16 protein-coding genes and 2 tRNA genes are annotated in these 18,348 nt (G+C 66.6%); 12 read left to right on the forward strand and 6 right to left on the reverse strand.

Translation table 11 applies throughout. The features are described 5' to 3' along the window. The first annotated feature begins 226 nt into the window (after positions 1 to 226). From Q7V45_RS26425 to Q7V45_RS26445, 5 genes are read left to right on the forward strand one after another with little or no spacing between them, the layout of a single operon-like run. Positions 227 to 1,132: a DMT family transporter gene (locus Q7V45_RS26425; protein WP_304857464.1), complete on the forward strand. Its 906-nt coding sequence runs from the start codon at positions 227 to 229 to the stop codon at positions 1,130 to 1,132. Positions 1,133 to 1,136: 4 nt separating this feature from the next. Next, the gene (locus tag Q7V45_RS26430; RefSeq protein WP_304857466.1) at positions 1,137 to 2,297 is read left to right on the forward strand and encodes a CaiB/BaiF CoA-transferase family protein; all 1,161 of its coding nucleotides are present in this window, start codon (positions 1,137 to 1,139) and stop codon (positions 2,295 to 2,297) included. Next, a complete protein-coding gene (locus tag Q7V45_RS26435; protein WP_304857468.1) occupies positions 2,294 to 3,841 on the forward strand; it encodes an acetyl-CoA acetyltransferase in 1,548 nt (515 codons plus the stop codon). The genes Q7V45_RS26430 and Q7V45_RS26435 overlap by 4 nt, the downstream gene beginning before the upstream one ends. A gap of 12 nt (positions 3,842 to 3,853) precedes the next feature. Further along, a complete protein-coding gene (locus Q7V45_RS26440) occupies positions 3,854 to 4,687 on the forward strand; it encodes a phytanoyl-CoA dioxygenase family protein (RefSeq protein ID WP_304857471.1) in 834 nt (277 codons plus the stop codon). A gap of 5 nt (positions 4,688 to 4,692) precedes the next feature. Next, positions 4,693 to 6,120, forward strand: coding sequence for a coniferyl aldehyde dehydrogenase (locus Q7V45_RS26445; RefSeq protein ID WP_304857474.1), 1,428 nt, complete (start codon positions 4,693 to 4,695; stop codon positions 6,118 to 6,120). Between the two features lie 122 nt (positions 6,121 to 6,242). On the opposite strand, the gene Q7V45_RS26450 is transcribed toward Q7V45_RS26445, so the two are convergent. The 5 genes from Q7V45_RS26450 to Q7V45_RS26470 form a co-directional block, all read right to left on the reverse strand. Continuing rightward, on the reverse strand, positions 6,243 to 6,746 hold the full coding sequence (locus tag Q7V45_RS26450; RefSeq protein WP_304857477.1) for a hypothetical protein: 504 nt from the start codon (positions 6,744 to 6,746) through the stop codon (positions 6,243 to 6,245). 97 nt (positions 6,747 to 6,843) lie between these two features. Then, positions 6,844 to 9,525 carry a valine--tRNA ligase gene (locus Q7V45_RS26455; RefSeq protein ID WP_304857479.1) on the reverse strand — a complete coding sequence of 894 codons (2,682 nt, stop codon included), beginning with the start codon at positions 9,523 to 9,525 and terminating at the stop codon, positions 6,844 to 6,846. Between the two features lie 68 nt (positions 9,526 to 9,593). Beyond that, a complete protein-coding gene (locus Q7V45_RS26460; protein WP_304857482.1) occupies positions 9,594 to 10,190 on the reverse strand; it encodes a DUF2497 domain-containing protein in 597 nt (198 codons plus the stop codon). Beyond that, complete coding sequence (locus tag Q7V45_RS26465; RefSeq protein WP_304857485.1) at positions 10,187 to 11,665, reverse strand: TolC family outer membrane protein; 1,479 nt, start codon at positions 11,663 to 11,665, stop codon at positions 10,187 to 10,189. Before Q7V45_RS26465 ends, Q7V45_RS26460 begins: the two co-directional genes overlap by 4 nt. A gap of 84 nt (positions 11,666 to 11,749) precedes the next feature. Then, complete coding sequence (locus Q7V45_RS26470; RefSeq protein WP_304857488.1) at positions 11,750 to 12,409, reverse strand: protein-L-isoaspartate O-methyltransferase; 660 nt, start codon at positions 12,407 to 12,409, stop codon at positions 11,750 to 11,752. Positions 12,410 to 12,537: 128 nt separating this feature from the next. Here Q7V45_RS26470 and Q7V45_RS26475 point away from each other — a divergent pair. From Q7V45_RS26475 to Q7V45_RS26485, 3 genes are all read left to right on the forward strand, one after another. Beyond that, positions 12,538 to 12,611, forward strand: a tRNA-Cys gene (locus Q7V45_RS26475). A gap of 96 nt (positions 12,612 to 12,707) precedes the next feature. After that, positions 12,708 to 12,782, forward strand: a tRNA-Asn gene (locus Q7V45_RS26480). A gap of 55 nt (positions 12,783 to 12,837) precedes the next feature. After that, positions 12,838 to 13,452, forward strand: a complete 615-nt coding sequence (locus Q7V45_RS26485) for an NUDIX domain-containing protein (RefSeq protein ID WP_304857490.1) — start codon at positions 12,838 to 12,840, stop codon at positions 13,450 to 13,452. Between the two features lie 12 nt (positions 13,453 to 13,464). On the opposite strand, the gene Q7V45_RS26490 is transcribed toward Q7V45_RS26485, so the two are convergent. Next, on the reverse strand, positions 13,465 to 14,604 hold the full coding sequence (locus tag Q7V45_RS26490) for a hypothetical protein (RefSeq protein WP_304857492.1): 1,140 nt from the start codon (positions 14,602 to 14,604) through the stop codon (positions 13,465 to 13,467). 164 nt (positions 14,605 to 14,768) lie between these two features. On the opposite strand from Q7V45_RS26490, the gene Q7V45_RS26495 reads away from it, so the two are divergent. From Q7V45_RS26495 to sseA, 4 genes are all read left to right on the forward strand, one after another. After that, complete coding sequence (locus tag Q7V45_RS26495; protein WP_304857495.1) at positions 14,769 to 15,770, forward strand: cysteine synthase A; 1,002 nt, start codon at positions 14,769 to 14,771, stop codon at positions 15,768 to 15,770. A gap of 10 nt (positions 15,771 to 15,780) precedes the next feature. After that, positions 15,781 to 16,695, forward strand: coding sequence for a ribokinase (locus tag Q7V45_RS26500; RefSeq protein ID WP_304857498.1), 915 nt, complete (start codon positions 15,781 to 15,783; stop codon positions 16,693 to 16,695). A 9-nt stretch (positions 16,696 to 16,704) separates the two neighbouring features. Continuing rightward, the gene (locus Q7V45_RS26505; protein WP_304857500.1) at positions 16,705 to 17,406 is read left to right on the forward strand and encodes an alanyl-tRNA editing protein; all 702 of its coding nucleotides are present in this window, start codon (positions 16,705 to 16,707) and stop codon (positions 17,404 to 17,406) included. Between the two features lie 61 nt (positions 17,407 to 17,467). Continuing rightward, positions 17,468 to 18,325, forward strand: coding sequence for a 3-mercaptopyruvate sulfurtransferase (gene sseA, locus Q7V45_RS26510; protein ID WP_304857504.1), 858 nt, complete (start codon positions 17,468 to 17,470; stop codon positions 18,323 to 18,325). Positions 18,326 to 18,348: the final 23 nt, after the last annotated feature.

Below are 18,348 nucleotides of genomic sequence, written 5' to 3' on the forward strand. Positions count from 1 at the left end.
GACTTGGCGGATCGAATGGCCGGCCTGGTGTAGCTCGGCAACCTTGCCGCGCTCTTCAAGACTGAGCTGGTCGTATTGTTCGCCCATTGCAACACCCTAAGCTGGTGTTGCACTTCGTTTGTGAATTCAGGGGGACCTTTCCTTATCCTCGCCTGCATCGCGAAAATCTAAACCGCAGACGCGGAGCGGATGAGGCCATACACTCCCGGCCAGGGGGATAAACGTCGTGCCGCTCTGGATACCGATCACCGTCGCTGCCGCTCTGTGCCAGAACATCCGCACGACGATGCAGCAGAAGATTCGGGGCATCCTGAGCGTCGATGGCGCCAACTTCGTGCGCTACCTCTACGGTGCCCCTCTGGCGCTTGGCATGCTGGCCTTCCTGGTCTTCGTGACCGGCCGGCAGGTGCCGTCGATCTCGCTGCATTTTCTGCTGCTGGTGACTATCGCGGGCGTGGCGCAGATCGTGGCCACCTCGCTGATGATCCACGCCTTCTCCCTGCGCAATTTCGCGGTGGGCACGGTCTATTCCAAGACCGAGACGGTGTTCGTCGCCCTCTTCGCCACCTTTATCGCCGGAGAGCCGCTTAAGCTCGGCGCGTGGGCCGGCATCCTGGTCTGCCTGGGCGGTGTCGCCATCCTGAGCGTGCGGGGGAAATTCTCCGACGTGCGCGGCGTGCTGGCCGACCTCACGCACAAGGGGGCGCTCTACGGCATCCTGTCCGGCGCGATCTTCGCCATCGCCGCCGGCACGATCCGCGAGGCCTCGAAGCTGCTGCCCGAGGGCGATTTCATGGTGCGCGGCATCACCGTGCTCGCCTGCATGAACACCATCCAGGTCATCCTGATGGCACTCTATCTCGCGCGACGCGACCGGCCGCAGCTTTCCAAGGTCTGGTTCAACTGGCGCTCTTCGATCTGGGTCGGGATCTTCAGCGTGCTGGGCTCGGCCGGCTGGGCGCTCGCCATGACGCTCGAGAACGCCGCGCTGGTCCGCGCGGTCGGCCAGATCGAGCTTGTCTTCACCTTCATCTCCTCCCGCCTCATCCTCAAGGAGCGGCCGTCCCTCGGTGAGTGGATCGGCAGCCTCCTGGTGGTCGGCGGGGTCGTTCTCATCCTCGTAACCCGGTGACCTCATGACGGACATGACAAGGCCGCTCGATGGCCTGCGCATCCTCGATTTCTCGACCACCATCGCGGGCCCGCACTGCAGCCGCCTGCTCGCCGACATGGGCGCCGAGGTGGTGAAGGTCGAATCGACCGAAGGCGACCTGATGCGCTCGCGGCCGGTGCAGCGCGACGGCTTCAGCACCATGTTCGGCCAGCTCAACGCCGGCAAGAAATCCATCGTGCTCGATCTCAAGAAGCCGGAAGCGGTCGCGGCCATCAAGAAGCTGGCCGCCACGGTCGACATCCTGGTCGAGAACTATCGCCCCGGCGTCATGAAGCGGCTGGGCCTCGACTATGCCGAACTGTCGAAAGTCAACCCGCGGCTGATCTACTGCGCCATCTCGGGCTACGGCCAGACCGGGCCCGGCGCCGGCCGTCCCGCCTATGCGCCGGTGATCCATGCCTCGACCGGCTACGACATGGCCCATCTCTTCTACCAGCAGGGCCGCCAGCGCCCCGACAATTGCGGCATCTTCGTCGCCGACTATGCGAGCGGCGCCTATGCGATGGGTGCGATCCTCGCGGCCGTCCACCAGCGGCATGCAACCGGCAAGGGCCAGATGGTCGACGTCTCGATGTTCGAAACCCTGGTCGGCATGCTGCTCGGCGAGGTCAACCGCGCGCAGTTCGACTTCGAGATGCCGTCGCGGCCGATGTACGGCCCGATCGAGGCCAGCGACGGCTACGTGATGCTGGCGACGGCCAGCGAAAAAACCTTTCAGGACATGGCTACCGCGGCCGGCCGCCGCGACTGGCTGACCGACCCGCGTTTCGAGAAGTACCAGGACCGCCGCATGAACTGGGGACTGCTGGTCGACGAACTCGAAGAGTGGTCGAAGAAGATGAGCGTCAAGGACGTCGTGGCCGCGCTGGAGAAGCAGGGCGTCCCCTGCTCGCCCTACGTGACGGTCACCGAGGCCCTGCAGGACCCGCAGGTCGAGCATCGCGGCTCGCTGTGCACCATCGAGGATGGCGGCGGCAGCTACAAGTCGCCCGCGCCGCCCTTCCGTTTTTCCGGCTCCCCGCTGCAGAGCGGCCCCAAGGTCGCCGCACTCGGCGAGGATACCAAGGCCGTGCTGGCGCAGGCCGGCCTGACGCCGTCCGAAATTGAGGCCCTCGTAAAATGATCGATCCGCGTACCCCCATTCTGGTCGGCGCTGGCCAGATCACCGATACGGTCGGCAAGCCGTCGAGCGAGCGCTCGCGCGTCGCCTTCTGCGCCGAGGCCGCCAACCTGGCGCTCGAAGACACCCAGGCCGCCATCGGGGGCCATGCGCTCGGCCATCTGGTCGACGCCATCGCCGTCATGGAGTTCTTCAGCGACATCAGCCCGCGCTTCGCCTCGCCCTACGGCCGGTCGAGCAACCCGCCGCAGAGCGTCGCCAATCGCCTCCACGCCGATCCGAAGCAACTGCTCTACACCCACTCGGGCGGCAACATGCCCCAGTATGTGGTGAACAAATTCGCCGAGCAGATCGCCAGGGGCGCGACCGAGCTGGCGCTGATCTGCGGCGCCGAGCTGCTGCGCAGCACGCAGAACGCCCGCCGCGCCGACATGAAGATCGACTGGAACGAGGATCCGGGCGGCGGCGAGCCGACGCGCATCGGCGATCCGCGGTTCGGCTTCAGCGAGGAAGAGGCGCGCCACGATCTGCGTGCCGCCATTCACTTCTATCCGCTGCTGGAGAACGCCATCCGCGGCGGGCTGAAGCGCGACGTCGACAGCCACATGAAGGCGATGGGCCGGCTGTTCGAACGCCTCGCCGCAGTCGCCAAGGCCAACCCGCTGGCGACGCGCCGCGAGGGCTACAGCGCCGAGGCCCTGTCGACGATCTCCCCCGACAATCGCTGGATCTGCTTCCCCTATCCGCGGCTGATGAACGCCAACGCCATCATCGACCAGGCGGCGGCCGTGCTCGTCACCTCGGTGGGCAAAGCCCAGGAATGGGGCATCCCGCAGGACCGCTGGGTGTTCCTGCACGGCTGCGCCGACGGCACCGACACCTGGGTGGTGTCGGAGCGCGACAAGCTCGACGCCTCCCCGGCGATCCGCGGCTGCGCCCGCATCGCCCTCGACATGGCCGGCAAGAAGGTCTCCGACATCGACGCCTTCGACCTCTACAGCTGCTTCCCTTCGGCGGTCGAAGTCGCGATGACCGAGATCGGCATCGCCGAGGGCGATCCGCGCCCCATCAGCGTGACCGGCGGCCTGCCGTTCTTCGGCGGACCCGGCAACAACTACGTCACCCACTCGATCGCCGAGATGATGAACGTGGTGCGCGCCAAACCCGGCTCCTTCGGGATGGTGACGGCCAACGGCAACTACCTCACCAAGCACTCGGCCGGCCTCTATTCGACCGAACCCACCAAGGGAGCCTGGAAGCGCGAAGATCCGAGGACGTTCCAGGCCGAACTCGATTCCGGCCCCAAGCGCAAGGTCGAGACGAAGCCCACGGGCACTGGCACGATCGAGACCTACTGCGTCACCTACGGAAAGGACGCGCCCGAGCGCGGCTATATCCTGGGCCGCCTCGACGGCACCGGCGACCGCTTCGTCGCCATGACCCCGGACGACCCCGCTCTGGTCGCCGACATGCTGACGCGCGAGCAGCTCGGGCGTAAGGTGTTGGTCTCCGAAACGGGCGGCCGCAACGTCTTCCGCCCCGTCTGAGGCGAGGTTGCGATGCCGAACGTCCTGAGTGCGGCGCAGACCGCGGAGTTCAACGAGAAGGGCTTCACCTATGCGCGGGGGCTGTTCGCGCCCGACGAGGTGAAGCTGCTGACCCGTGCCATGGAGGAAGACCCTGCCGTGCGCGACAGCATCCTCGACCGCCGCGATGGCGAGGGCCGCTCGACGCGCATTGCTCTCTGGAACCGGGCCGGCGACAGCGTCTACGGACTCGCTGCCCGCGTGCGGCGCATGGTCGATACGTCGGCGGCGCTGCTGGGCGGACCCGTCTATCACTACCAGTCGAAGCTGACGGCCAAGGAGCCCGAGGTCGGCGGCGCCTGGGAGTGGCACCAGGATTACGGCTACTGGTACTACAATGGCTGCCTGCGTCCCGACATGCTCTCGATCATGATCGGGCTCGACCGCACCAATCGCGAGAATGGCTGTCTGCAGATCGCCACGGGCTCCCACCGGCTCGGCCGTATCGACCACACGCCGTTGTCACCGACCCAGAACGAGGTCGATCCCAAGCGGATGCCCCACATCCTCGAGAAGTGCCCGGTCGAGTATTGCGAGCTGGAGGCCGGCGACGCGCTGATCTTTCACTGCAACGCGATCCACCGCTCCGACGCCAACCGCTCGCCCAATCGTCGGTGGACGCTGCTGATCTGCTACAACAGAATCGATAACGACACGTTCACCAAGGTGGACGACCGCTACTACGTGCCGCTCGAGGCGGTCGACGACGACGCGATCCGCCGGGCCGGCCTGCGCTTCGCCCGCGGCGACGGGCAGGAACATTTCGCCAGCAAGCCATACGTGCCGGACCTGAGAAAGGTGTCGTAACGAACATGTCGGGCTCCAGACTGATCGAGATCCTGCTCCGCCAGCGCGAGGGACAGCTCAAGGACGGTGCGCCGCCCGCCGAACTGCGCATCGACCGGCTCAACCGGTGCATCGGTCTCCTGGTCGACCGCCGGCGGGACATCGAAGAGGCCCTCGCCGCCGACTTCGGCGCGCGCTCGCCCACCGTGACCGCCTTCGCCGACGTCGCCAGCTCGATCGGCCCTCTCAAACATGCGCGCGACAATCTCAGGAGCTGGATGAAGACCGAGCGGCGCCGCACGACGCCGCGCATCCTGGGTTTCCTGGGTGCCCGGGCCGAGATCCGCCACCAGCCCAAGGGCGTGGTCGGCGTGATCAGTCCGTGGAACTTTCCGGTAAACCTCACTTTCACGCCGCTGGCCGGCGTTCTGGCCGCGGGCAACCGGGCCATGATCAAGCCGTCCGAGACGACCCCGGCCACCTCCGAGCTGCTGAAGCAGATGTTCGCCAGCGCCTTCGACGAGAGTGAGATCGCCGTGGTTACCGGCGGCCCGGAGGTCGGGCAGGCATTCTCTTCCCTACCCTTCGACCATCTGGTCTTCACTGGCGCGACCTCGATCGGCCGCCACGTGATGCGCGCGGCTGCCGAGAACCTCGTGCCGGTGACGCTTGAACTGGGCGGCAAGAGTCCCGTCGTGATCGGGCGCTCGGCCGACATGTCGGTGGCCGCGGCGCGGATCATGAACGGCAAGACGCTCAATGCGGGGCAGATCTGCCTGGCCCCGGACTATGTACTGGCACCGGCCGACCGCCTGCCCGACTTCGTGGCCGCGGCAAAGACCTCGGTCGGGCAGATGTTTCCGACCATTCGCGAGAATCGCGACTACACCGCGGTTGTCTCCGACCGGCACTATGCGCGCCTCATGGGGTATCTCGACGATGCGCGTGCCAAGGGTGCGGAGATCATCGAAATCAATCCGGGGGCCGAGGACCTGCGCCAGCAGCCACACCGCCGCATCGCGCCGACTCTGATCCTCAACCCGACCGACGACATGAAGGTCATGCAGGAGGAGATTTTCGGGCCCCTGCTGCCCGTGAAGGCCTATCGCGACGTCCAGGAGGCGGTCGACTACATCAACATGCACGACCGCCCGCTTGGCCTGTACTATTTCGGCAGCGACGCCGCCGAGCGCGACCGTGTGCTCGACGGGACGACCTCGGGAGGCGTCACCGTCAACGACGTCGTCATGCACGTCGCCCAGGAGGAGCTGCCGTTCGGCGGCATCGGCCCGGCCGGCATGGGCGCCTACCACGGCCATGACGGATTCCGCGAGTTCAGCCACCGCAAGTCGATCTACCACCAGATCAAATGGGACCTGGCGCCGCTGCGCATGCTGCGCCCGCCCTATGGCGCGGGGCTGGCGAAGTATCTGAGGATGCAGATCAAGCGCTGAGAGTGAAAGGTCCCTCGCTGCGCTCGGGATGACAACGTCTTTGTAGTAGCGGCTTCGAGCAAGCGCACGGAGCCACCACCAACAAAATTGTCATCCCGAGCGTAAGCGAGGGACCTTTATAGTCACGCCGCCTTGATGTTCGAGCGCTGGATGTGGTCGAGGTTGGCGCCCTCGATGCGCACCAGCCTGGTCAGGCCGTCGCGCTTCGGCGAATGGACGACGCCGACGTCGTAGAAGTGGCTGTCGCCCGGCTTCAACACGTAGGTGTTGGCGGGCTCGACCAGGGTCGGCTCATTGTCCTCGCCCTTCTTGACGATCCGCCAGTCGGTCATCTCCGTGTCGCCGGTGGCCAGTCCGTAGATCGCCCAGCTGGAGCCGTGATCATGCGGCCCACCGTGCGCAGCCGTCTCGTACACATGTCCGCAGATGCAGAAACCCAGCTCCGGATCCTCGTACAGGACCTTGCGCGGGCGGCACTGCTCGGCGGTCAGGTGCGTGGCGACGAATTCATCGTCCAGCAGCACCTTCGACACCAGCTTGCAGACTTCCTGCTTACCCGCGATCCCGGAATCGGCCTTGAGGGCCTTGCGAATATCAGCGCTCAACTGCTCGAGGGTGTAAGTCATCTCTTGCCTCCGTTTGAATATCCATATTCGCACGGTGGATACTGGAGATCACCTCTTCCCCACCGCCGCCAATCGCTCTGCGAGCCGCGCTCTCTCGCTAAACGCCAAGCCTCTCCAGCGCCGTGCTGAGCCGCGCACCGGTCTGTTCGGCCTGCGCCCGGCGCTCGCGCTGCTCCTCGACGACCTCTTCCGGCGCGCGTGCGACGAAGGCGGCGTTCGCGAGCTTGGCGTCGATCTTGCCGACCTCGTCGGCGAGCTTCTTGATCTCCTTCTGGAGACGCGCGCTCTCGGCCTTGAGGTCGATCACGTCGCCGACTGGCAGGGCATAGGTCGCCTCGCCGACGACGATCTGCAGCGACGCCTTGGGCGCCGATGAAGCCGCCTCGACGCTCTCGATGCGGGCCAGCCGCTCGATGGCGGCGCGATGGGTCTCCAGTCGCGCCGCAGTCGCTTCGTTGCCGCCGATCACCAGCAGCCTCAACTTGGCGCCGGCCGGCACGTTCAGCTCAGCGCGCGCCGAGCGGATGTCGGAGATCAGCTTCACCAGCCAGCCCATCTCGGCATCCGCCGCAGCGTCGGTCGAGGTCGGCGCGGGCCAGGGCTGGCCGATCAGCGGCCCGTGCTCGGCGCGGTGGCCGAGCTTGTCCCACAGCTCCTCGGTGATGAAGGGCATCACCGGGTGCATCAGCTTCACCGTCTCTCGCAGCACGAAGGCGGTGACGGCGCGCGTTTCGTCCTTCTCCGGCCCGTCGGCGCCCTGCACGATCGGCTTGGTCAGTTCGACATACCAGTCACAGACCACGCCCCACACGAACTCGTAGAGGGTATTGGCGGCCTCGTTTAGGCGGAAATCGGTCAGGGCCTTGTCGATCGCCTGGTTGGCGCGGGCGAGTTCACCCAGCATCCACTTGTTGACCGTGAGCCTGGCCGACGTTGGCTCGAACCCTTTCGGCAACGCCGCGCCGTTCATCTCGGCGAAGCGCGTGGCGTTCCACAGCTTGGTTGCGAAGTTGCGGGCGCCCTCGACGCGGGCGGGCGCCAGCCGCAGCCGGCCGGCCTGGGATGCGGCCAACGACGTCATGGTGAAGCGCAGCGCATCGGCGCCGTATTTGTCGATCAGCTCCAGGGGGTCGATCACGTTCCCCTTGGACTTCGACATCTTCTGGCCCTTCTCGTCCGTCACCAGCCCGTGCAGGTAGACGGTTCGGAACGGCACCTCCTTCATGAAGTGCATGCCCATCATCATCATGCGGGCGACCCAGAAGAACAGGATGTCCCAGCCCGTGACGAGCGTGCTGGTCGGATAGTACTTGGCCAGTTCCGGCGTCTGGTCGGGCCAGCCCAGCGTCGAGAACGGCCACAGGGCCGAACTGAACCAGGTGTCGAGCACGTCGGGATCGCGTTCCAGCGCGACCTCCTTGCCGTAATGCGCCCGTGCCTCTTGATTCGCCTCTTCCTCCGAGAGCGCCACGAACACCTTCTTGTCCGGCCCGTACCAGGCCGGGATCTGGTGGCCCCACCAGAGCTGGCGCGACACGCACCACGGCTCGATGTTCTCCATCCAGCGGAAGAAATCCTCGCGCCCGCGCTCGGGCACGAACTTCACGCGGCCGTCGCGCGCCGCCGCCAGCGGCGCCTCCGCGAGCTTCCTGGCATCGGCGTACCACTGCTCGGTCAGGTAGGGCTCGACCGGCACGCCGCCGCGATCGCCGTACGGCACCGCATGCGTATGCGGCTCGATCTTCTCGACGAGCCCCAGCTCCTCCATTTCCGCCACGACGACCTTGCGCGCCTCGAAGCGGTCGAGGCCTCGATACTTCTCCGGCGCCTTGTCGTTCACGCGCGCGAACTTGTCGAAGATGTTGATGGCCTCGAGATTGTGGCGGCGGCCGACCTCGAAATCGTTGAAGTCATGGGCCGGCGTGATCTTGACGGCACCCGAGCCCTTCTCCGGGTCGGAATATTCATCGCCCACGATCGCGATCCGGCGGCCGACCAGCGGCAGCACCGCATGCTTGCCGATCAGGTGCTTCCACTTCGGATCGTCGGGGTGGACGGCGATACCCGTATCGCCCAGCATGGTCTCGGGCCGCGTGGTGGCGACCACGATGAACTCGTCGGGGCTGCCCTCGATCGGATACTTGAAGTACCAGAGATGTCCCTTCACCTCGCGCGACTCGACCTCGAGGTCGGAGATCGCGGTCAGCATCTTGGGGTCCCAGTTGACCAGCCGCAGGTCCTTGTAGATCAGGCCCTGCTTGTAGAGTTCGACGAACACCTTGAGCACGGCCTTCGACAGGCCCTCGTCCATGGTGAAGCGCTCGCGGCTCCAGTCGCAGGAGGCGCCGAGCCGGCGGAGCTGGCTGGTGATCGTGCCGCCGGAATAGGCCTTCCACTCCCAGACCTTGGCGAGGAACTCCTCGCGGTTCAGGAGCTTCCTGTTGGCATCCGTCCTGGTCGCACCTTCGACCGCGAGGCCGATCCCCTCCTGCTCGAGGTTGCGCACGACCACCATCTGCGTGGCGATGCCCGCATGATCGGTGCCGGGCTGCCACAGGACGTCGTCGCCCTTCATGCGGCGCCAGCGAATCAGCACGTCCTGCAGGGTGTTGTCGAGCGCATGGCCCATGTGAAGGCTGCCCGTGACGTTGGGCGGCGGTATCACAATGCAATAGGGCTGCTTCGGCGACTCGGGATGGGCGCGGAAGGCCCCCGCACTCTCCCACTCGGGGTAGCGTCGGGCCTCGATTTCCTTGGGGTCGTAGGTCTTGTCGAGCATCTTCTGGCCTTAAACGAAAAACGCCACGGTTGCGACACCGTGGCGATGAAGGAGGGTGGCGCCTGGGGTCAGCGGCGTGTCAGCCGGGCAATCTCGCGTTCGACATAGCGCTCGACCATCGGCGGCAGATTGGTGTCCAGCCACTCCTTGAGCATCGGACGCAGCATTTCCTTGACCAGATCCTCGATGGTCTGCCCGCCAACCGACGGGCCGGGATTGGTGGCCGCCGGCGCCGGCACACTGTCCTGCACGGCCTGATTCAGACGCGCGAAAGCCGAACTCGCCACCCCCGCCACGCCGTCACCGACGAGCAAATCGGCCTTCACGGCGCCCGTCGAGGGCGACGGCTGCGCAGGCGGAGCCTCGTTGGCCGGTTGCGGCATCTCCGCCGGGTTCATGGACTCGACCGCCCGCAGCGGCGTCGGCTTTTCATTCGACATGGACTTGGGCTCTTCCACGATCTCGGTAAGCAGGAGAACATCGTCACGCGTAGGCGGCGGCGACGGAGGTGATGGCGGTATCACAGGCGGACGCTCTCCCGAATTTGCATTTCGCAGGCTTCCGACCTGCGCCCGGGCCTCGTCGTCCGAGATGATCTTGCGGATGGACGCCAGAATGTCGTCCATCGACGGGTCCTTGTTCGGAGGCCCCTTGTCGTCGTTCATTTCCCGCCGCTCCCGGTGGGGGTGCTCCTCGTGGGGGCACTCCCGGCGACGCCGGCCGGAGAAGTGGACGGCGGGATGATGCCCGTACCCGATTCGCCGCTGCTGCCCCAGCCGATCCAGCGGGAACCGACGTCCTTGTAGTAGCGCTCCTCGTCGTAATACTCGACGGGCAGCGCCAATGTGCGGGCCGTCAGGCGACCGATTCCGGCCAGCACGCCATAGTAGGCGACCTGCACGTCGTGGCGCGCCTGGATCAGGTTGACCTGCGAGTTGAGCAGCTCCTGCTCGGCGTTCAACACGTCCAGCGTGGTACGCGAGCCGACCAGCGCTTCCTGCCGCACGCCGTTCAGAGCGACTTCGTTGGCGCGGACCTGCGATTCGAACGACGTAACCCGCGAGCGCGACGAATCCAGCTGGCGCCAGGCACGGATCACGTTCTCCGCCACGGTGCGACGGGCGCTGTCGAGTTCGTTGCGACGCTGCCCGACCAGTTCGCGTGCAGACCGGATGCGCGACCATTCGCTGCCGTTCTGGAAAATCGGGATCGTGGCCTGGAGGCGAACGGCGTAGTTGTAATACTTGTCGTTCGGGACCTGCAGGTCGAACTGCTGCTGCAGCGCGCCGATCAGATTGACCTGCGGCAGCAGGTCACCCACCGCCGAGTTCACCCCGTAATTGGCCGCCGTGATGCGGTGCGCGGCGGTTACGGCGCGCGGGCCGGCATCCATCGCGAGGCCGATAGCCTCCTCCTCCGACGACGGCAGCCCACCGATCAGCGGAATCTCGCCCAGTCTTCCCGGCTTCTTGCCAATCGTGCGCTGGAAGGCCGCCTCGGCGATGCGGACATTGGTCTCGGCCTGGACCAGGTCGGCCTTGGCCAGTTCGAGGCGGGCCTCGGACTGCGCTACGTCGGTGATGGTCAGTTCGCCGACCCGGAAGCGCTCGCGCGTCGCGTCGAGCTGCTGCACCAGCACCCGCACGTTGTTGCGTCGGGCGTCGGCGATGCCGATGTTCTGCACGAGGTCGGCATAGGACGTCACCGCCGAGAGCAGCACGTTCTGCTCGGTCTCGGCGAGCTGGGCTCGCTGGGCCTGGATGTTCGACTGCGCCTGCTTCGTCTCGGCAATGGTCTTGCCGCCGCGGAAGACCGGCTGGACCATCTGCAGGGTCGTGAACTTGCCGTTCAGCGCATAGAAGGTCGGCGATGTGCGCTGCGAGTAGGAGTCCTGCTCGACCTTGTTGTACTCGACGTTGAGCGTGACGCGAGGGCGCCAGTTGGCGACCGCCTGCGACAGGGTCTCGTCGGTCTGACGCAGGATCGCCCGGCTCGCCAGCAGGTCGGGGTTGCTGTTGTACGTCGTCGACAGGGCCTCGATCAGGCTCTGCGACCACGCGCTGGAAGCGCCCCCGAGCCCGACCGCCAGGATGCACGCGGCCGCGGTGCGGGCATGCCTCAAACCGGGCCGGATACGCATTGTTCTACCCTCATCTTTGGACGGCACCCTAGCATCAGGCGGAACACTATTGGTAGCCCTCGGCATGGGAAAGTCCCTGACGCGTCAGAAGGTGAATCGCGCAGGAGGGGCGAAGCCGGGCAGCGCCGGCGTACCGGCGTCGAAGAGTGGCCGCCCCGACACGACGCCCCCTTGCTTCACGAACAGATGGGCGACGCCAAGGGCGCCACTCGGATCGGCGACCACGGTGGCCAGCCGGCCGCCTTCGGCGAGCTGGTCGGCAATGGCCTTGGGTACTTCCCGCACCGCACCCTCGATCAGGATCACGTCAAAGGGGCCGGAAGAAGCGGCGCCCTGCTCGGCCTCTCCCGCCACCTGCTCCACCCCCGACACGCCGAGCTCGCGCAACGTCTTCTGTGCAGCGGCGGCCAGGCCCGCATCGGCCTCGACCGCAACGACCGACTGGACCAGCCGCGCCAGGATCGCCGCGCCATAGCCCCGTCCGGCAGCCACGACCATCGCCTTGTCCCCGGCCTGAGGCTGCAGGAACTGGATCAGGCGGGCCAACACCATCGGCTCCATCATGAAGCGACCATTGCCCAGCGGCACGTCGTCATCGGCATAGGCGACCGAGCGCAGGCCTTCGGGCAGGAAACGCTCTCGCGGCAGCTCCCCGAGAGCGGCCAGCAGGCCGGCATCGTTGACCCGGTTGGGCCGGAGCTGCCCTTCCACCATGTTGCGTCGCGCGAGCGCGAAATCCGTCATAGGCTGCCCCCTAGATGTAGCGGTGTTATATAGGCGGCGGCGGACGACAGCGTCAAAGGTCTCTCCGTCGCGGCCGGCTTGACCGGTCTGTCTCGCCGCGCGTATAGCACCGCGCGCGCACTTCGGGCGGCCTGGTGACAGAGTGGCTATGTAGCGGACTGCAAATCCGTCAATGCCGGTTCGATTCCGGCCCAGGCCTCCACGAATTGCACATGCGACAGGTCTTGCATGAGTGGACACGCTCTGTCACAAGACCGCGCCTTCGCGGCACCGTTACCGCCGTCGCGACGAATTCCATTCCGGAGTAGCTCAGCGGTAGAGCAGGCGACTGTTAATCGCCCGGCCGTAGGTTCGATTCCTACCTCCGGAGCCAATTGGGGGCCGTTCTCGAAAGGGAGCGGCCCCTTTTCGCTTGTGGAGTGCAAATCATGCCCTCTGTCCCCCTGGCCGGCGAAAAGGCCGAACTCGTCGAACGGACCGTGCTCTTCCAGGGCTACTTCCGCCTTGCTCGCTACCTGTTCCGCCACAGCCTCTATCGGGGTGGCCTGAGCGGCGAATTCAGCCGCGAGGTCTTCGAGCGCGGCCAGGCCGCGGCCGTGCTGCCCTACGATCCGATCCGCGACGAGGTGGTGTTGATCCGCCAGTTCCGCGCCGGCACCTTTGCCGCCGGGCGTCACCCCTGGTGCTGGGAGATCGTGGCCGGGATGGTCGAGGAAGGCGAAGCGCCCGAGGACGTCGCGCGGCGCGAGGCAGTCGAGGAAGCCTCGGTGCAGATCCTGGACCTCGTTCCCCTCTACAGCCTCGTGCTCAGTCCGGGTGCCTGCTCGGAAACCTGCAACATCTTCCTGGGCCGCATCGACGCGACCGGTGTCGGCGGCATTCACGGCCTCGAATCGGAGAACGAGGACATCCTTGTGCAGGCCATGCCGTTCGCCGAGGCGCGCGCGCTCCTCGGCCGCGACGAGATCGACAACTCGGCGGCCGTGATCGCGCTGCAGTGGCTGGCGCTCCATCGCGACGAGTTGCGCAGCCGCTGGGGCTGATCGCCCGAAAATCTACTCGTAGAGATATCCGACCGGTTTGCCCTGGGTACGCTGCGGGCGCGCATCCTTGCGCGTGATGATCTGGCCGGCCAGCCCGTCGATCTCGTCGCGCTGCGCCGACGTCCACCGGCGGAGATCGTCCATGCCCTTCAGGAGGCCGAGCCGGAGGAGCTGCGTGTTCTCTCCCACTCCGACCAGCGTCGCCGAGTTCCTGCCCACAGTGACCGAATCGCCGGTCGCGAGCTCAAAGCCCTTGCCGGCCGCCTCCCTGAATTCGGCGGTCCCGCGAATGACGCGATAGACCACGACCTCGCCCTTCTCGAGGCCCGCGACATCCGCGATGGGCGACGCGCTCTTCGGCAGCAGCGACTGGCCGCGCGGATCGGTGGCGACGATGTGGCCGGTGACCAGGTGGCCGCTCGGCGCCTCGATGCCCAGGTCGCGAACATGGACGGGCATGGGCGACTTCACGATCCCGGCCGCCAGCGGTCGGTAGAGCGCGTCGAGCGACAGCGGATCCTGGTACCAGAAGCCTGCCTCGCGCGGTCGGTCGTGGAACGGATGGCTCCAGGCCAGACGCGGCGTCTCGGCTTCGTCGATTTCTTCCGAGTGCACCACCGTCGGATTGGGGAAGGTCGTCGGCTCCGTGATGAACGCCTCGATGAACTTGCCCGAGTAGCCCATGGAGAGCGGGTCGGGCACGACGGTCTGCGGAGTCTTCAGGTTTGCGTCCGTCGGAAGCCCCGACCAGCTGTAGGAACTCTGCCGGTGCACGATCGCGCTCTGCAGGATCAGCGCGCCCGGCCCGACATGGTGCATCAACCCGTCGTAATCGAAGGTGAACAATCCCGACGTGACCAGCACGAGCTGAAAGGCGCCCGGAGGGAGATGGAGATGGAAATCAGTCGGGCCGGCATCCGGCCGGTAGATGGGCAGGTTCGTCGCGACTTCCTGCAGCAGGAAGGCCTCATTGTTCGCATGAAAGCCGTTGATCACCCGGTTGTAGAGCGCCTGGGGCCGATAGATCGGGTCGTAGGTCGCGTCCCGGTCCCGGTCGATGGCCACGAAATCCTGGGTATTGAGACGGATCGGATCGCCGTTCGGATGAACCAGGCTCGCCCAGTTCGAATGGACAGCAGCATGCGCATTCATGGGAACTCCCAATCTGGGCTATGCGGGGCGCACGAGCCCGCACAAAATCATGCGAATTCCGGGCCAATCATGCCGCCAACCGGCACGGTCCGGTTGCGATCCCCCCTGCTCCCTGTTTACGGTCGCGCCGGGGACGGCGCAGGGTCCAGCAGAGCGAGTAAGTCATGAACGTCCGGTCGGGTTTTATCGATAGCATCGGCAACACGCCGCTGATCAAGCTCCGCGCCGCGTCCGAGGCGACGGGTTGCAGCATCTACGGCAAGGCGGAGTTCCTCAACCCGGGCGGCTCGGTGAAGGATCGCGCCGCGCTCGCCATCATCGAGGACGCCGAGAAGAGCGGGAAGCTGAGGCCCGGCGGCGTGATCGTCGAGGGTACCGCCGGCAATACCGGGATCGGCATCGCGCTGGTCGCCAATGCGCGCGGCTACCGCTCGGTCATCGTGATGCCCGAGACGCAGAGCCAGGAGAAGAAGGACATGTTGCGCCTGTGCGGCGCCGACCTGCGCCTCGTCCCGGCCGCACCCTATTCCAATCCGAACAACTATGTCCGCTTCTCCGGCGCCCTGGCCGACGAGCTGGCGGCCAAGGAGCCGAACGGCGCGATCTGGGCCAACCAGTTCGACAATACCGCCAACCGGGACGGACATTACCGGACGACCGGGCCGGAAATCTGGGACCAGACGGACGGCAAGGTCGACGGCTTCACCTGTTCGGTCGGCAGCGGCGGCACCCTGGCCGGCGTGGCGCGGGCCCTGAAGGAGCGCAACCCCGAGATCAAGATTGCGCTCAGCGATCCCATGGGCTCGGCGCTGTTCAACTGGTTCGCCAAGGGCGAGCTCAAGGCTGAGGGAAACTCGGTCACGGAAGGCATCGGCCAGGGCCGTGTCACCGCGAATCTCGACGGCACGCCGATCGACATGGCCTACCAGATCACCGACGAGGAGGCCCTGCCCGTCCTGTTCGACCTGATCGAGCACGAAGGCCTGGTGCTGGGCGGGTCATCGGCGATCAACGTCGTGGGCGCCATGCGGCTCGCGCGCGAACTGGGACCGGGCAAGACCATCGTCACCATCCTCTGCGACGGCGGCAGTCGATACCAATCGAAGCTCTTCAATCCGGCATTCCTGCGCGAGAAGAACCTGCCGCTGCCGCGCTGGATGAAATAAGCTCACGCCGATGAGCCGGGTCGTCGTCTGCGGCAGCCTCAACATGGATGTCGTCGTGCAGAGCGCGCGACGGCCAGCACCCGGCGAGACGATCCTGGGCGCCGAGGTCTCGTTCCTGCCGGGCGGCAAGGGCCTCAACCAGGCGATTGCCTCGGCCCGCCTGGGCACGCCCACCGCGATGGTCGGTGCCGTCGGCGACGACGCCTTCGCCAACAGCCTGCGCGGCTTCCTGGCCGACAACGACGTCGACAGCACCGGCGTGACCGAGGTCGACGGGCCGGCGACCGGTGTGGCGTTGATCCAGGTGGCGGAAGGCGACAATTCGATCACCGTCGCGTCCGGCGCCAACATGCACTTCGCTGCCTCGATGCTGCCGGACGAACCGCGACGCGACGAAGTGTGGGTGGCGCAGTTCGAGACGCCGCTCGCGGCCACACGGGAGATCCTTGCGCGCGCTCATGCGGCCGGCGCCCGCACCGTCCTCAACCTGGCGCCGTACACCGACCCTCCGGCGAACCTGCTGCAGTCGGTCGACGTCGCGGTGCTGAACGAGATCGAACTCTCCCAGGCGACCGGCACCAGGCTCGACGCCTCCAGCTCGACGGACGAAGTCGTCGCCGCCTGCAACGTGCTGCGCAAGCGCGGCGCGCGGGCCGTGATCGCCACCCTGGGCGCACGCGGCGCCATCGTCGTCAGCGCGGTGGGCGTCGACACCATCCCCGCCTTTCAGACCAAGGTCGTCGACACGACGGGCGCCGGCGACTGCTTCGTGGGTGCCCTCGCCTCGCGCCTCGCCGCAGGCCTGACGCCGGCAGAGGCCGCACGCTTCGCCAGCGTCGCCGCTTCCTGCTCCGTCGAACGACTTGGCGCCGCACCTGCCATGCCCACGGGCGAGGAAGTTGCGGCGCGTCTGGCGAAAGCCTAAATCCCGGTCATGGTCGAAGAACTCTTCAGGCACGACGCCTACATCAAGGAAGCCGACGCCACCGTGACCGCCGGCGAGGAGCGCGGCGTGCGGCTGGACCGCTCGATCTTCTATCCCACCGGCGGCGGACAACCCGGCGACACCGGCCTGCTGCGCTGGGACGGCGGCGAGGCCCGGATCGTCGACTCGGTCAAGGCCGACGGCGGCGACGTGCTGCACGTGCTGGCGCCCGATGCGCCCCGCCCCGAGGTCGGGACGAAGGTCCACACGGTGCTCGACTGGGAGCGCCGCCACCTGCACATGCGCATGCACACCGCGCTGCACGTGATGTCGGCGGTCATCAAGGGCAACGTCACCGGCGGCCAGGTCGGTGCCGACAAGAGCCGCCTCGACTTCAACCTCGAGGGTGAGATCCCGACCAAGGAATGGGTGACCGAGGAGGTCAACAAGCTGATCGCGCTCGACCGTCCGGTGACGCAGCAATGGGTCACCGACGAGGAGCTGACCTCGCGCCCCGAACTCGTGAAGACGATGAGCGTTCGGCCGCCGATGGGCGCCGGCCGCGTCCGTCTCCTGTCGATCGAAGGCGTCGACCTGCAGGCCTGCGGCGGCACGCACGTCGCCCGCAGCGGCGAGATCGGCCGCGTCGAATGCATCAAGATCGAGAACAAGGGAAAGATGAACCGGCGCTTCATCATCGCGCTGGCCTAATTCAAGCTCCTCTCCCCCTAGCGGGGGCGAGGAACATGAAATTCTAAGGGGAAGACTTCCGATGGACTACGCAAGGCCCGACGCCCTCGTCAGCACCGATTGGCTCGCCGCCCGCCTCGATGCGCCCGACGTGCGCGTCGTCGACGGCTCCTTCTACCTGCCGGCGCAGAAGCGCGATCCCAAGGCCGAGTTCGTGCAGCAGCACATTCCGGGCGCGGTGTTCTTCGACATCGACGAGATCGCCGACACGACGAACCCGCTGCCCCATATGCTGCCGCCGCCGGAGAAATTCTCCGCCCGTGTCCGCAAGCTGGGGCTGGGCGACGGCAACAAGATCGTGATCTACGACACCACGCCGATGACCGGCGCCTGCCGCGTCTGGTGGATGTTCCGCGCGATGGGCTACAAGGACGTGTCGGTCCTCAATGGCGGCCTGCCGAAATGGCTGAGCGAGGGCCGGCCCGTCACGGACGATCCGACGCCGCCGCGCGAGCGCCACTTCACGTCGCGCCTGAACAATTCGCTGGTCCGCTCGGTGGACGACGTTCTGGGCCTGATCGAAAGCAAGCGCGAGCAGATCGTCGATGCCCGCGCCGCCGCCCGCTTCCGCGGCGAGGCGCCAGAGCCGCGCGCCGGCTTGCGCGGCGGTCACATGCCGGGTGCCTTCAACCTGCCCTACAACGAGCTGCTCGATCCTGCGACCGGCACGATGCTGCCGGCCGACAAGCTGGCGGCCCGCATCGCCGCGTCAGGCATCGATCCCTCGAAGAAGGTGACGGCGAGCTGCGGCTCTGGCGTCACCGCCTGCGTCATCGCCCTCGCCCTCTATATCACCGGCTCTCCGGAGGCCGCGGTCTACGACGGTTCCTGGACCGAATGGGGCGGCCGCGCCGATACGCCGATCGTCACCGGACCCTGACCTCCCTTCAACGCCTTGCCATA

The sequence above is a fragment of the Reyranella sp. genome (assembly GCF_030651995.1).
In the GTDB taxonomy this organism is placed as follows: Bacteria; Pseudomonadota; Alphaproteobacteria; order Reyranellales; family Reyranellaceae; genus Reyranella.

Bases quoted from the DNA above. Each gene is read 5' to 3' on its own strand.
- sseA (WP_304857504.1), top strand. From the start codon at position 17,468: ATGGACTACGCAAGGCCCGACGCCCTCGTCAGCACCGATTGGCTCGCC.
- Q7V45_RS26470 (WP_304857488.1), bottom strand. From the start codon at position 12,409: ATGACGGATTTCGCGCTCGCGCGACGCAACATGGTGGAAGGGCAGCTC.
- Q7V45_RS26435 (WP_304857468.1), top strand. From the start codon at position 2,294: ATGATCGATCCGCGTACCCCCATTCTGGTCGGCGCTGGCCAGATCACC.
- Q7V45_RS26500 (WP_304857498.1), top strand. From the start codon at position 15,781: ATGAGCCGGGTCGTCGTCTGCGGCAGCCTCAACATGGATGTCGTCGTG.
- Q7V45_RS26440 (WP_304857471.1), top strand. From the start codon at position 3,854: ATGCCGAACGTCCTGAGTGCGGCGCAGACCGCGGAGTTCAACGAGAAG.
- Q7V45_RS26430 (WP_304857466.1), top strand. From the start codon at position 1,137: ATGACGGACATGACAAGGCCGCTCGATGGCCTGCGCATCCTCGATTTC.
- Q7V45_RS26455 (WP_304857479.1), bottom strand. From the start codon at position 9,525: ATGCTCGACAAGACCTACGACCCCAAGGAAATCGAGGCCCGACGCTAC.
- Q7V45_RS26465 (WP_304857485.1), bottom strand. From the start codon at position 11,665: ATGCGTATCCGGCCCGGTTTGAGGCATGCCCGCACCGCGGCCGCGTGC.
- Q7V45_RS26450 (WP_304857477.1), bottom strand. From the start codon at position 6,746: ATGACTTACACCCTCGAGCAGTTGAGCGCTGATATTCGCAAGGCCCTC.
- Q7V45_RS26445 (WP_304857474.1), top strand. From the start codon at position 4,693: ATGTCGGGCTCCAGACTGATCGAGATCCTGCTCCGCCAGCGCGAGGGA.
- Q7V45_RS26505 (WP_304857500.1), top strand. From the start codon at position 16,705: ATGGTCGAAGAACTCTTCAGGCACGACGCCTACATCAAGGAAGCCGAC.
- Q7V45_RS26460 (WP_304857482.1), bottom strand. From the start codon at position 10,190: ATGAACGACGACAAGGGGCCTCCGAACAAGGACCCGTCGATGGACGAC.
- Q7V45_RS26495 (WP_304857495.1), top strand. From the start codon at position 14,769: ATGAACGTCCGGTCGGGTTTTATCGATAGCATCGGCAACACGCCGCTG.
- Q7V45_RS26490 (WP_304857492.1), bottom strand. From the start codon at position 14,604: ATGAATGCGCATGCTGCTGTCCATTCGAACTGGGCGAGCCTGGTTCAT.
- Q7V45_RS26485 (WP_304857490.1), top strand. From the start codon at position 12,838: ATGCCCTCTGTCCCCCTGGCCGGCGAAAAGGCCGAACTCGTCGAACGG.